The organism is Sphingomonas sp. Leaf357 (genome assembly GCF_001423845.1).
Taxonomy (GTDB): Bacteria; Pseudomonadota; Alphaproteobacteria; order Sphingomonadales; family Sphingomonadaceae; genus Sphingomonas.
The window spans coordinates 315,302-328,788 of sequence record NZ_LMPM01000001.1 but is presented as its reverse complement, the minus strand read 5'-3'; the positions used below and the strand labels follow the sequence as shown (position 1 = coordinate 328,788).

At 62.8% G+C, this 13,487-nt stretch carries 12 protein-coding genes and 1 tRNA gene; 3 read left to right on the top strand and 10 right to left on the bottom strand.

Annotated features, from left to right (window positions below):
* The first annotated feature begins 27 nt into the window (after positions 1–27).
* Positions 28–372: a DNA-directed RNA polymerase subunit omega gene (rpoZ, locus tag ASG11_RS01565; RefSeq protein WP_055774295.1), complete on the top strand. Its 345-nt coding sequence runs from the start codon at positions 28–30 to the stop codon at positions 370–372.
* A gap of 239 nt (positions 373–611) precedes the next feature.
* On the opposite strand, the gene ASG11_RS01560 is transcribed toward rpoZ, so the two are convergent.
* The 3 genes from ASG11_RS01560 to ASG11_RS01545 all read right to left on the bottom strand — a co-directional run bounded on the left by ASG11_RS01560 (position 612) and on the right by ASG11_RS01545 (position 4,095).
* Positions 612–1,781: a hypothetical protein gene (locus ASG11_RS01560; RefSeq protein WP_156363610.1), complete on the bottom strand. Its 1,170-nt coding sequence runs from the start codon at positions 1,779–1,781 to the stop codon at positions 612–614.
* Between the two features lie 567 nt (positions 1,782–2,348).
* Positions 2,349–3,020: an RlmE family RNA methyltransferase gene (locus tag ASG11_RS01550; protein ID WP_055774288.1), complete on the bottom strand. Its 672-nt coding sequence runs from the start codon at positions 3,018–3,020 to the stop codon at positions 2,349–2,351.
* Between the two features lie 10 nt (positions 3,021–3,030).
* On the bottom strand, positions 3,031–4,095 hold the full coding sequence (locus ASG11_RS01545; protein WP_055774286.1) for a Ppx/GppA phosphatase family protein: 1,065 nt from the start codon (positions 4,093–4,095) through the stop codon (positions 3,031–3,033).
* 208 nt (positions 4,096–4,303) lie between these two features.
* On the opposite strand from ASG11_RS01545, the gene ASG11_RS01540 reads away from it, so the two are divergent.
* Positions 4,304–4,377 (top strand) — tRNA-Gln (locus ASG11_RS01540).
* Positions 4,378–4,387: 10 nt separating this feature from the next.
* On the opposite strand, the gene ASG11_RS01535 is transcribed toward ASG11_RS01540, so the two are convergent.
* The 5 genes from ASG11_RS01535 to ASG11_RS01515 form a co-directional block, all read right to left on the bottom strand.
* Positions 4,388–5,467 (bottom strand): tyrosine-type recombinase/integrase, encoded by a 1,080-nt coding sequence (locus tag ASG11_RS01535; protein ID WP_055774284.1) that lies wholly within the window; start codon positions 5,465–5,467, stop codon positions 4,388–4,390.
* On the bottom strand, positions 5,467–5,661 hold the full coding sequence (locus ASG11_RS19125) for a hypothetical protein (protein WP_055774282.1): 195 nt from the start codon (positions 5,659–5,661) through the stop codon (positions 5,467–5,469). Before ASG11_RS19125 ends, ASG11_RS01535 begins: the two co-directional genes overlap by 1 nt.
* 10 nt (positions 5,662–5,671) lie before the next feature.
* Entirely contained in the window at positions 5,672–6,271 is a 600-nt protein-coding gene (locus ASG11_RS01525; protein WP_156363609.1) for a hypothetical protein, read from the bottom strand.
* Positions 6,272–6,382: 111 nt separating this feature from the next.
* Positions 6,383–7,003: a hypothetical protein gene (locus ASG11_RS01520; protein WP_055774274.1), complete on the bottom strand. Its 621-nt coding sequence runs from the start codon at positions 7,001–7,003 to the stop codon at positions 6,383–6,385.
* A complete protein-coding gene (locus ASG11_RS01515; protein WP_055774272.1) occupies positions 7,000–7,272 on the bottom strand; it encodes a hypothetical protein in 273 nt (90 codons plus the stop codon). Before ASG11_RS01515 ends, ASG11_RS01520 begins: the two co-directional genes overlap by 4 nt.
* Positions 7,273–8,179: 907 nt before the next feature.
* Here ASG11_RS01515 and ASG11_RS01510 point away from each other — a divergent pair.
* On the top strand, positions 8,180–8,833 hold the full coding sequence (locus ASG11_RS01510) for a hypothetical protein (RefSeq protein WP_055774270.1): 654 nt from the start codon (positions 8,180–8,182) through the stop codon (positions 8,831–8,833).
* A 16-nt stretch (positions 8,834–8,849) separates the two neighbouring features.
* On the opposite strand, the gene ASG11_RS01505 is transcribed toward ASG11_RS01510, so the two are convergent.
* Together ASG11_RS01505 and ASG11_RS01500 are read right to left on the bottom strand one after the other, a co-directional pair.
* Positions 8,850–9,347, bottom strand: a complete 498-nt coding sequence (locus ASG11_RS01505) for a hypothetical protein (protein ID WP_055774267.1) — start codon at positions 9,345–9,347, stop codon at positions 8,850–8,852.
* A complete protein-coding gene (locus ASG11_RS01500; protein ID WP_055774264.1) occupies positions 9,344–13,465 on the bottom strand; it encodes a hypothetical protein in 4,122 nt (1,373 codons plus the stop codon). Before ASG11_RS01500 ends, ASG11_RS01505 begins: the two co-directional genes overlap by 4 nt.
* Positions 13,466–13,487: the final 22 nt, after the last annotated feature.

Below are 13,487 nucleotides of genomic sequence, written 5' to 3'. Positions count from 1 at the left end.
ATTGTCCGTTCACGAAGGAAGCCATTCATGGCGCGCGTCACCGTCGAAGATTGCGTCGACAAGATCCCCAACCGCTTCGATCTGGTCCTGCTGGCCGCCCAGCGCGCCCGCCAGATTTCCGGCGGCGCCGACCTGACGATCGATCGCGATCGCGACAAGAACCCGGTCGTCGCGCTGCGCGAGATCGCCGAACAGACGGTCAAGCCGCCGCATCTCGAGGAGGCGGTGATTTCCGGCCTGCAGCGCGTGCAGATCGACGACGAGGACGAGGCCGATGCCGTCGGCAGCCTGGCCGCCTCGGCCGAGGCGCTGCGCCTGACCGCCGCCGCGCCGCCGCGGAACCAGAATTTGGGTGCTGATTACGAGGGCTGAGCATGAGGCCCGAGACTAACGCATCGCGTTAAACGAGGATCAGCCGAATGCCGGCCGGCGGGCATAGCCCGACCGACGACGTGGCTTCGGCGCGGCGCCGCCCAAAACGAAAAAGCCCGCGAGGTGATCCTCGCGGGCTTTTTCGTGCGTGGGGCAGTTGGGCAATGTCTTTTGAGGGTGGAGATCCGACAGGCGGCTTCCGCGCGCTGCCCGCTAAGCTACCGTTTTCTCAGGTCGATCTAAGTGCCGTCAGGACCGTAACGCCGGGCTATGCGCTCGGGACGCTGGGGAATGGCCGTAAGTGGATCGAGTTGGACGATCTTTGCGCCAGAGCGCTGCATCACTGCCGCCACTTCTGGCCAGTTCTGGTCGGACACCGCGATGAAAGCCGTCACTTTCGAAAGGGACCGACCCGGCAGCTTCGAAATCACCTTTTTCAGCACAGCTACGAGGTTGGGTTCCGAAAGTGATGCCAGCGCAACTTTATCCGCATAGCTTTCGGTCAGCGCGTCGTGGACCCATGTCTCCGACACGGCATAATCATCGGCTCCAGGCAGACGGAGGACGGTGGTGGAGGGCGTTTCATCGTCACCAATCAGCCGACCGACGGCTTCGCGCAGATAGCCGTGCCACTCACGTTCGGCATTCGCTTTCGGGCCTAATAGCGGAGCAAGAAACGCAGCCTTTGCGGATGCCTCGTAAGCGACCTGTGCAGCGAGAACCTTGCGGGCCGTTGCCTGCGCAGCATCCCAAGCGCCCGGATTGACTGGCGATACCCTTCCGTCAACGAGATCGACCGCAAGATCGATCGTGGCAGTATTCGAAACAAAGTTCTTGCCCGGGATCACGACGGGAACGATGACCTTCTGACCGTCAGATGAGAAGCGCGGAACGCTACGCCAGTGGATAGAACTAACGGAATGGGGCAATGCCTTGATATAGTCGGATGGCACGACATCGGATAGGGCGAGTGCACGAACCAACTTGCCCCCGGCACCGTAGATTACGGCAGCGTTAGGCCCGTAGCCGGTGCCATGCCAGTCATCGAATGTGACGGCATATTCGCCATCGTCTCGAACGAGCGCCAACACTGGAGCCACGTCGTTCGCGATTGGATGTTCCCAGGCTACTTGCCAGCGCCTGCCCACCAATCGTTCTAGTCGCGCGCGCGAGACCGGCGATCCGCCTTTCTTCTGTCCAGCGGGGGCAACATTTTTCACCTTGTCGTCGAGATAACCAAGCTGGCTCTGAAGATCGCGCGGGCGAACCGTGATGCGGGCATGGCCGCCACAAGAGGTGTAAGTCGTGGTCGTCGGCAACATCCAGCTATCGGCACAGGAAGGCGACGGTGCGACGGAGGTCAAAATTGCAGCCAACGCCAGCAGCCCAAACGCTCGAAATATCCTCATTGGCTGCACCTCTTAGGATACAATGTATCTTAATGCTGAGGTGTTTTGCAATCCCGTTCGAGCCGAACGGCGTTAGCGATCATTCGCGGTCTGATCGTCTCTACATTTAATCACATCGGCATCGGCATCACGAAAAACCGACAGGTCGCCGTCTATGAGACCTGTTTTGGCCATCACTCAAAACCGCCAAAGCAAGAATGCAAACCAGCCCACAGCGAACATGAGAGAGGGCACCAGCCACCACCTTCCGATGATCGGGGTCGCGAACATCGGCAACGTGCCGATCCCGTAGACCAGTTTTCCCGATGAGTAGCCAGCCTGCATCTCATCGGTCCAAAGGCGGAAGCTCCGATACAGACTCACCAGGCACCTCCAAATCCTACAGTAGCAGACCACTTGATGTCCGCTACGGGTAGGAACTACTAAAATTTCCGAGTGCGCCTTACCGTTCACGGCGCGGGGAAAGTCGCATGAGCCCCGTCGCGGCAAAGCCGCGCCGTCGGTCGGGTGCTGCGCCCCGCCGGCCGAGGCTCGGCGCTCGCTGGCGCGAGACGCCGATTAGCTTCGCTAATCGGCTCGCCGGCCCTTGAACCCCTGCGCCACCACGAACCACTCCACCGACCCCTTCCGGCTCGCCGGCGGCTTCGCATGCTTCACCGTCGCGAAGTTGCGCTTCATCTCCGCCACCAGTTCCGAATCCGCGCCGCCCGCGAACACCTTGGCGACGAACGCGCCGCCCGGTTCCAGCACCTCCACCGCGAACGCCAGTGCCGCCTCGACCAGCCCCAGCGTGCGCAGCGCGTCGGTCTGCGGATGGCCGACGGTGTTCGCCGCCATGTCCGACAGGACGAGATCGGGCGCGCCGCCCAGTTCGGCGATCAGCGTATCGGGCGCGGCGTCATTCATGAAATCCATCAGCAGGATCGTCACGCCGTCGATCGGATCGACCGGTAGCAGATCGATCCCGACCACCGCCGCCTTCGCCGCCTGCCGCCGCACGACCTGGCTCCACCCGCCGGGCGCGAGGCCGAGATCGATCACGCGCTTCTTGCCCTTCAGGAAGCCGAAGCGCTCGTCGAGTTCGATCAGCTTGTACGCTGCGCGGCTGCGATATCCGTCGGCCTTGGCGCGGCGGACATACGGGTCGTTCAACTGCCGCTCCAGCCAGCGCGTCGATTGCGCCGTCCGCTTGCGCGCCGTCTTCACCCGGACCCGGAGACCGCCCCCGTCCTTGCTCATGCGCCTCTACTCACAATCTTTCCCTGTTCATCAGACGCCGCAGGATTCCCTCCCGAATGCCGCGATCCGCCACGCCCAGCCGCTCGGCCGGCCACAGATCCATGATCGTCTCCAGAATCGCGCAGCCCGCCACGACCAGATCGGCGCGCTCGGTGCCGATGCACGGCAAAGTCGCGCGCTCGGCCAGATCCATGCCGGACAGATCGCGGCTGATCCGCCGCATCGACGCCGCCGGTACGATCAGCCCGTCGACCTGGCTGCGATCGTAATGCGACAATTCCAGATGCACGCTGGCGAGCGTGGTGACGGTGCCGCTCGTTCCCAGCAGGCGTGGCCGGGCGATCCCGCGCGGCAGGCGGGCGGCGAACCCGGCGAAGCTGTCGGCGACGATGGCGCGCATCCGCGCATAGGCATCGAGCCGCCCGGCACGATCCTGCGCATAGCCGATATGCTCGGTCAGCGAGACGACGCCCCAGGGCGCGCTGTGCCAGTCGAGCACCCGCGGCACCGGCGTGCTGGTGTCGACCAGCACCAATTCGGTCGATCCGCCGCCGATGTCGAAGATCAGGGCGGGGTCCTCGCCCGGCTCGATCAGCGCATGGCAGCCGAGCACGGCGAGGCGCGCTTCCTCCTCGGCGGAAATGATGTCGAGATGAATGCCGGTCTCGGCGAGCGCGCGGGCGATGAAGTCCGCCCCGTTGCTTGCGCGGCGGCACGCCTCGGTCGCCACCGATCGCGACAAGGTGACGTTGCGGCGCTTCAGCTTCTCGGCGCAGATCTTGAGCGCGGCCAGCGTGCGTTCGATCGCCGCGTCGCTCAGCCGTCCGGTCGCGGCCAGCCCCTCGCCCAATCGCACGATGCGCGAAAAGGCATCGACCACCGCGAACCCGTCGGCCTGCGGACGGGCGATCAGCAGGCGGCAATTGTTGGTGCCGAGATCGAGCGCGGCATAATGCGGTGCCGACGGCCAGCGCCCGCGTGGGCGGTCGCCCTCCTTGCCGAACGCAGGGGCCTTGCCGGAAACCGGCGCCGGACGGGCAGGGGGGCCATGGGGCGATCCCTGCCGGTACGGCATTCTGGGCGACTGATCCCCCATGCCGTGTGTACTCGCAATTCTGTTCTGCCGTCGCGGGGCCGCAAGGTGCGTCCCGTCCGGTGCTTGAATCCATAAGTAGCGTAACCGCAGGCCAGCGGCAAGCATGCCGCCTATGCGGCCGCTTCACGTGCGCTTCTCACGCGTGTTGACACCTTCAGGCGCGCCGCCTATCTCGCACCCCCGCTGATGCCCCGTCGTCTAATGGTAAGACTGCGGTTTCTGATACCGCCTATTGAGGTTCGAATCCTCACGGGGCATCCAGCGAATGGGGTCATTGTGCCCTCTTTTCAGTATGTTGCGCAGATGCGCTGGCTAACCTCAGGGATCGGTTAGCCATTACTTTGCCCATGGCGGCGTCTGCGACTTCCGGCCGCGCGTTCGATCCGGCGTAATAAAGATACTCTTTTTCGCTCTTGTGCCCGGTGATCGTCATTCCTTCCTCGTTGGTGCAACCCGCCTCTTTGCACCGCCTCGCAGCCGCCTTGCGCAGGCCGTGCGGGGAGCAATGGGGAATGCCGGCCTTGACGCAGGCTTTTTTCATCATCCCGTAGAAGCCCTTCTCGGTGAATGGCTCGCCATCTTTCGTCTCGATCAGCGTGAATTGGCCAACCGGGCCTTTGTCTAATGATGCCTGAAGCGGTGCGACGATCGGTATATCGACCGAGTTAGTGGTCTTGTTCTGCTCAAGCCTAATCCGTCCGCCAGCGATCATCGCCGGCGTCATGAGCCGAACGTCACCACTTCGCTGCGCGCCGTAGAGAAGGAGATCGAAGGCCAAGCGAGGCTTGGTGCCAACGGCAAAGTGGTTCTCGAAAGCTGTCAGCTCATCTTCGGTCCAGCTGTGATATCCGCCGCTCTCGGCCTTTGGTGCCTTGGTATCCTTGATCGGATCGAAGCCAACCGGGACCAGCTTCGCCCGGCGCGCGATCCGTAGCAGCTGCGCAAGCAATTTCCGAAGCCGGGCAGCTGCATGCGGTTTATGCCGCATGGCGGTCATCAGACGGGCGATGCGCTCGGCGTCGAACACCTTGATCGAGTCGTCGCCGAAAGCGTCCCGAAAGCGCTCTAAAACCCCTCGGTACACGCCTTGCGTAGAAGGGCGCAGATCGAGAAACGAATTGTCGCTGTAATAGCGGGCGATAACGTCATTGATGCTACCCGGAATAGACGCCCGCAACATGACGGGGGCTTGCTCGGCGTTCAGGCAGGCCGCGTATTCGCGCTCGAATTCCTTCGTCCCGTGAGGCGACTTGAATGAGTAGGGCGGATAGCCTTTGCGACGGAAACGCCATCTGCGCTTGCCGTGCCGATCGGTGAAGCCAGTCACATAGAGGAGGCGCTTTTTCGTCATTAGCGCGCAAACGCCGCTAGTTTGGCGTCGATCTCGTCATCGAGTATCGCAGGTTCGACCATCCCCTTCGGAACGATCACTATGCTTCCGTCCCGAAGGACGCTGACTTGGCCGATCTGCACACCACCCTCGATCGCGCCGCTCACTGCGCGGGCGACATCGGCTTTGCTGGGGGACATCGTTCTCTTTGTCATTTCGGCACCATCACTCAGGAGCGATAAGTTCGGCTGCGACCGCTTCCCAATCCGGTTCGGGCGGTGCGCCTTCCCCCAATACGGCCTCCTGGCAGACTTGCCGAACACGACGATCGACCATGTTCAGCAACACGATCTTCGCGCTCGATCGACCCCGGAAAAAGAGCGCGTTGAAAAACGCGGAGTGGGCAGCAGGGTCGTGAGGATTGATCCCCTCAATCCGGCATGGCCTTGAAGCCTCGACCGCTGTGTCCACTCCAACGACAAGATAGGTCATGAATGGATCTGCAAAGAGACCGCCGGCGTCACGACGCGCTGCCGCACCAACCTGTCCATCGACCGTTCCGTTGCCCATCCAATGCTCCGCACATTTGAACGCTTCGGCTGGCAGGCTTCCCAGCCGGACCAGCTCGCTCGTAACGGCGAGCATCAGGACGCTCCGCAACGTGAACTTGTTCGGCAGCCCGTTGATGTGTGCCTTGCTGTCACCATCCTTGAGTCGAACATGCTTTCGCTGAAACCAAGCGCGGATGGTCGGCGGCGCTACGTCAGCGGCGCGAGAGACGGTCGCCATCGTAAAAAGCGGGACATCTTCAGGTATCTGCCACATGAGTCTATGGTCCTTATGCGCAAGCGTCATGACCTAATGCGCCCGTTTTATCGTGGGGTCAATGAGCGATTGGAGAAGTCGTAAATTTATCCGGCGAAGCGCTGTATTGCCTCAGGGACTCACATTCGATTGCCCTGCGATAGCGGCGACGTCAGCCAACAATGCGGCCCGATGATCGCTACGAATATCCTCGTCGGTCATGCCGCCTTCCAGCGCGATCCCTACTTTGACGGCCAGCGCCGAGGCATGGGGCGCGGAGAAAGACATGAGCGCCTCTTCTGCTCGATCAACGGCCTCCCAAAGGAAGTGCATGCGATCGGAAATAGCTCTGTGTGCCGGCCGAGCTTCAGCGGCGGTTCGCGAGGCGATCCATCGATCAAAGGTATCGCAAACCGGTGCGGCTTCTCGGCCCCACACGAAACTCTCGCGCCACTCGTCGAAGTCCGCGTGCTTCATCCTGATTGTCACTGTATGCCCGTTCCGCGCGGTCGATGAGAACGAAGTGCCCGGACAGGGGCCACATTGCTCTTCGATCCTGTCCCAGGAGGGCTGGTAAGCGCCCGCCCGATATTCTTCCGCTTCCCGTACTGCCTCTTGCCAGCGGCTCAGTAGATCGTCCCAGCGGGAAGATGGCACCCCCGAGGTTTCGGCAGCAACCGGAAGCCCGCTCACAATCGCTGCGCTGGCGACGGCACCGATCATCATTCGCCTCGTCGGCATCATCACGCTCATGCCCGCGCTCCGATCTGGCCGAAAGCGCTCACGGGGCGATGCGCGGCCATCCAGCGCCGAAGCAGGTTTCTGTTGCCACCCCAATCGAGTTCGCCGCGCAACTTTGTACTGGCATCCTCGTCGCCCAACATATTCATGCAGAGCATCGGTTGCCCGCTCACGTCCCAAGCGACGGCGTTGCCGAGACGGTGCCAACGGAGGAGCCATGTTTCCGGATCGAAATGATCATGCCACGACGTGCGGCGCAGGACGATCGCGGCGGACGCCAAGGCACCCCCGGCTATCAAGCCGCGTCGTGTCGGCAACAGGGCGGAATTATTCGGGATTTTTCCCGGTGACGTACAGGACGCGGGAGCGCTATGAGCGCAGGTAGCTTGTGGCATCGGGTTACCTCCGTGCGATGAGTTAGGACCGAAGCGAGGTTGCCTCCTTGCTTCGGTTCGCCTTTTGCAATATCGTTTATTCGTGAACAGCGCAATAGATGATATTGGAAAATCCAAGCGAGGGCGTCCGCGTACCGATGCTCTCCCTGTCATGGTGCGGCTACAACCGGCTCAACTAGCGGCGCTCGATGCCTGGATAGCTACTCAAAATCCTACGCCCTCGCGACCTGAAGCCATCCGCGCAATTCTCAGCGAGCGTTTCGCCGATAACGTCAGAGGCTTGTAACAAGCCTCGCCGTAGACGACTCGTCAGCAGCGTGAACGGCTCGTCGTGTGTGACACCGCCACTTACCGGGGATGAAGCATGGAGAAGCCTCACGAATTTATACGCGATACCTTTTGGGCTTTCGGAATTGCAGCTGTGATTTTCGCCTCAATGGGACAGTGGGAGGCGCGCTTTGCAGATCCAACGGAGCTATCCGGGGCTGGCATTTTTTTTGGGTTAGCGATCGTTGCTGTTAATGGAGCGATGGCACCAAATCGACGCTGGCTCGTAAACCTTATTCTGGGAAGCTCTTTAATATTTCTGACTATAGCCGCCGTGAAACTTAGCTGGCAGGTTTCCAAAGCCGATCATGCAAGCTGGGCGAACGATAGACGATGCTTGGCGATTCAGAGGGACATGCTGTCTGCACGTCCTCACCGAAACGACGGCCCGGATTTGTTTCAAGCGCTTGGATGCCGTCCCCAAGGTGAAGGCAGCGTTCACGCCGCGCCAGCGAGGCCGTAAGTCATGTCGGACACTGTCCCCGAGGATCTTACCGCAGCCACGATGCGCGCGCTCGCACAGATGACGCGCGATGCGTTGATGGAAACCCAGAAGGCGCTCCTAGAAGAGCATTCGGCCATCGGGCGATGGCTTTCGGCGTCGCTGCTCGCTGTAAATGGCGCCGGAGCGCTTGCGATATTCAACGCTATCGACCGTCTCGAATATCCCAAGACGGCGGGACTGTTTTTTGTAGCCGGCGCGTTCTGCGCGCTTCTGGTCGGAGTGTTCAATCAAAGGGCTAATCGGCTCGGCGGAGTCTTCATAGGCGAGGCTCTGGCGCGATCGACAGTCGTGTCGGTGACAGGCGACTATAACGAAGAGCACGCCGAATTCGCCGACACGATGCCGGACAAAGTCGCCGCTCTGGGGCGAGCGGGACCGCTAGCGGGATGGGCTTCGGCTATCCTGTTTGGTCTTGGCGCGCTGGCTGTCGGGGTCGGTTTTCCTCAACCCGATCTTGCCCAGATCGCGCGATGCGCAGCGATACAGCGCGATATGCTGTCAGCGACCCCGTTGCGCCGCGACGGCAAGGAACTGTTTTCTACATTGGGCTGCAAACCGCACGGTGAGGGTAGCGTGCATGTGCGTATTGCTTCTGTCCGCAAGCCCACCGCCTGATGGCTTGGCCGGAGCATCAATCGTCGGCGCTGCCACCGCGCTTACCATCAATGTACGCTTGAGCGGCCGCGATGGCTTCGGCCTCTTTCAAGTCCAGCGCCGGCCGCAAGAACGGGTGAGGGCGCGCGCCCGGATGGTGCACCGTGTCGCCGACGAACTTGCCGCCAATCACCAGGCCGCCCGTCTTATTGATCCCCTTAACACTTCGACCGGCGCGCTGGCTTTCATCGACCATGATAAAATGCGGTGAGGTGCCGTATTCCAGCCAGAGCGCGAGCGAATTCGCCCAACGGCCTTCGATGGTCACTTTAGCGGTAGCCGTGATGCCGTCCGATCGAGGAACCTTGATAGTGATCGCTTCATCGACAACGTGCGATATCGAGCGCTGTTTCGCCTCTTCGGCGATTACTGTTGCACCCGCTTTCGCCGCGCCGCGCATTAGCGTCTTCAACCGCTTCGGCGTCTGCTCAAGCAAATAGCGGCGGACGGCATCGCGGCCCTTGATCGTCGTCATGCCGCGAGCGTCGTCGAGATGGCCGTGCCGCCGCTCTCCATCGTTACATCGTCGAGCTTCCGCGCAATTTTCCCGGTGTTGCCGACGATCGCGCTCTGGGTCGCCATGTTCTCCGATCGCAGCTGCTTCACTTCATCCGTCAGCCGTTCGACCGCCGCCTCAAGGCTGGCCGTCCGATCAGCGGTGCCTGTCGTCGCGCCACCGGCCGCTGCCGCCGCATCCGCCGTCGTCGTGGCCGTCGCTGACGTGCTAGCCATGGTGAGCGCACTCACGACACCGTATGTGGCCTCCAAGCTGGCGGCCGTCTGCGCTTGGACGCGAGCAAGTTCCTGTCGGCTCGTGGCCGCCGCTTGCGCCGCCGTCAGCAACGATTGCGACAAGCCGGGAAGCAGCTTGGCCGCATCCTGATCGCCGCCGCGCGCTGCTGTGGTGGCCGCGTTGAACTGACCCTGAAGCTGCGCGAACCCGCCGCCCTGCGCGGTGCCGGTGATCCCTCGGATACGGTTCACCTCGGCCATGATCGTATCTCCGACCGTCTGCCACGCCTTCCGCAGATCGTCCGCCGCCTTCGCGGCGTCCTGCGCATCCTTTATGGCGTTGATCTGCTCTTGCAGCGCGCGATTGCTTGGATCGAGCTTCGCCAGTTCCAGCGCTCGCAGTTCGGCCGTGTTGCCCTGCAATTCGAGCAACTGGCGTTGCAGGTCCGTTCGCTCGCTGGCGATGTCGGCCGCGCTCTTCGCGCCTTCAAGTGAAGATTGCAGGTCGGCGAAGGCCGGGGCGAGTTGTAGGAGGGTGGCATAGGTGGCCTGTCCCGCCGCCGTAGCGAGGTTCTGCGCCTCCACCAGCGCCCGGAAGCCGGCGAGGGTCGTGGGCATCGCCAGGCCGAGGCTATCGAACACCTTACCGAATTGGGCGGTCTTTGCCGCCGCCTGCTCGGCCTGCGTGTAATACCCCTCGAAATAGGCACCGACGGCGCTGGTGAAATCCGAGATGGATTCGAATTGGTCCGCCAGCCCGACCTTGGCCGCGATACTCAATTGCGGCCCGGCGCTGGCGAGCTGATCCAACGCGGAAGTCACGGCTTCAACCGTAGACGACACGCGGACCAGTGTTTCGAACGCGCCCTCGCCCACTTTCTGGAATTGCTGCATGCCGGGGAAGGCGGTGTTCGCCATCTGGTCGGCCGCCGCGCTGAACACCGCCGTAAGCTTGCTCTGGATCTCCGCGCCGGTGAGGCCCTGCAAATCGACCTTGCCGATGTTCACGACGAAGCCGTTGAGCTTGGCTTGGATCGCCGCCGTCGATTCCCCGAGCGGACCCGCCGCCGCCTTGATGGCGTCATTGAACGATCGAAGGATGAGCGTGAACTGTTCGCCAACAGCCGGGTCGGCCGCGCCGAACGTCGTGGAGGTTTTCTTGCTCGTGACGATGCCGAGGAACTTCGACACCTTCGTGATGTCGGAATAGGCCTGCGTGTTGAGGCCGCCGCTCAGCACCTGTTCCAGCGATTGCGCGGCAGCGTAAAGGCCGCTGGCGTTTACGTCGATGCGAGAGCCGAACAGGCTTCCGAGGATGCCGCTCGGCTTCGATGCCTGCACCGTTCCCGCGCCCACATCGCCCGATCGCACCAGCACCGCCGCCACGCCGCCGATCTGGCTGTCGATCGACTTCAGATATGCGGCCATTTGGCGCGAGGAACTGAGCATCAGCGTATCCACCTTACCCAGCGCATCGATCGCGTTCTTGATCGATTCCGACTGTGCGGAGCCGTCCCCCAGGACGGTGCCCGTTCCCTTGTTAGAGACTGGTGCCGACGCAGCGCCGCCGCCGCTGCCGCCGAACACCGAGATGCCCGCAGCGACCAGCGCCGCGCCGGTCGCGGCCATGGCGACGAGATTGTATGGGAAGGTCAACTTCGATTGATTGGCGATGCCCTCCGTCCCGGCCGCGACCTGCTTCGCCGTCGAATTGGCCACGAAACCCAGCGTTTCGGCGACGTTTTGCGCCATCGCCTGCACCGACATGGCGAATTGGGCGACCCTATAGACTTGTTCGGCCGCCGCCATCGCCTTGTAGGCGGTGCTGTGTTCCTTGAAGAGGTTCTTCGTCTGACCGATCAGATCCCCGGTCGCTTCGATCTGGAGCTTTGTCATCGCAACGCGTTTCTGCTCGGCGGAAAGTTTCGTATCGGCCCCGATCGCCTTTTGCGCCTTCGAATACTCGGCCAGCACGCCCAGCGCGCCGCCGATCGCACCGCCAACCCGCCCGAAGGCGTTCGCCAGCGCGTCCCCGGCCCGGTGCGCCGCATCGACCAGCTTATCCATCTCGTCGCGCATCTGCGCGATCTGCGAAGCCTCGGCCGCCGCCGCCGCGTCCTTCCCGATCAGGTTCGCCTTCGCCGCGTGATACTCACGCCACGCGTCGGCACCGTTCTTGGTGATGAACGTCTCCTTTTCCAGTTCCAGCGCGGCGGCGGCGCGGGCCGGGCCGACAAGGCCGTACAGCGCCAATTCGTCCTGTAGAGGCTTCATGACGTTGGCTTGGAAATCCGTCGCAGCCTTGGCGCTGTACGCGGCCTCGCGTGCCGCTGCCGCGTCCCGGATGGCCTGTTTCAGGGCATCGGTCGGAGCCTTGGCGATCGCGGCCGCGTCGGCATAGGCGCGCAACTGTTCCGCCGACAGGCCGAGCGTGTCCGCCGTCTTCCTCTGTGCATCGGCAAATTCCGTCGCGGTCTTTACCGAGGCGTCGTACACCCCCTGAGCTTTCTTCGCCTCGCTCGCGGCCTCCCGCTGCGCGTCCGTCAGGCCGTGGTGTGCGCCGGCAGCGGAGCGCTGCGCCTTCTCCGACTCCTTCAGCGCGTCACGCTCGCCGGCATACGTCTTTTCGAGCTTGAGCCGTGCCGCTGCATAAGCATCGACGTCGCCGGTTCGGCGAAACTCGACGTTCAGCCCGGAAAGCTGTTTCTGATATTCGCGGGTGAGGCCGGTTTCCTTGTCGAGCCGGCCGGCGATGTTCGCGCCGATGTAAACGGCTTGAGCTTCGCGGAATGAAACCGTCGTGCGCTCTAACTGCTTCTGCTGCACCGCGAGAGACGCATCGAGCGTCTTGATCTGGTTCTGGATCTGCCCCGCCTGCACCAGGTCGAAGTCGATCCCGCCATCCTGCCCACGCGACGGGTCCGGCTTCGCGCTCGCAGCCAGCGCGGCAGCCAGATCGGCGCGGGCAAGGCCGATCTTCTCGACAGTCAACGCGCGAGCATCGAGCGCCTGTTGCCGATATGCTGCGGCCGAGGCGAGCGTGGCGCGCTGCGATTCCCATTCCGTCGTAGTCGCAGCAGCGGTGCTGGACGCCAGCTTATCAACCGCGTCGGCCAAGTCTTTCGCCGCCTTCTCCTTGGTTTTCGCCGCGTCCGCGCCGTCGAACATGCCTTTGGTGAGCGCAGCCGCGACGAGTGTCGCGCCGGTGAGCGCGATCCCCCACGGCCCCATCATGAACCGGCCAAACGAACCTGCGGCCCCTTCAAGGTAGACCATCTGGCCCGCTGCCTGCCCGCCTTGGATCGCCAGCACGGATAGGACGTTCGTGCCCATCGAAACCTGCGTGAACGCGTCCTGCGCCTGAGGCGCGAGCGCGGCCATCGCGCCGCCTGTCTTGCGAACGCTGCCCTCTGCACGGCCGCCACCGGCTTCCAGGCGGTTCAGTTCTCCGTTGAGCTTTCGGATGTCGGCCGCAAGTACGGTGAGGCCGGACGAGTCCGCCGCCGTGGCTTTCAATTCGGCGTTCATGTTGCGGATCTCGCTCGACGTTTTGCCGAAGGTGTCGATCTGACGCTGCAACTGCCGGACCATGCCGTCACCGGCCCTTTCCGCTGCCGCTTGGGCTTTGGCGGTATCGAGCGCGGCGCGCGTTGAGGCGTTGCCATAGGCGGTCATTTCAGCCATCGAGCTGGCGAGTTTCAGGCCGCCGCCCATGACGGCCTGTACGCGCTGCCATTCGCGAACGGCGTTCGCCGCAGCCGTGCCGATCACGTCGTCGAGCGTTTGTATTTGCCCAAACGCGCCGTCGGCGTCGATCGTGAAACCTACCGAAAGTTCTGCGCCGCCTTCACCGTCCTGCACTGTCTTTTACTCCTGAAGATGC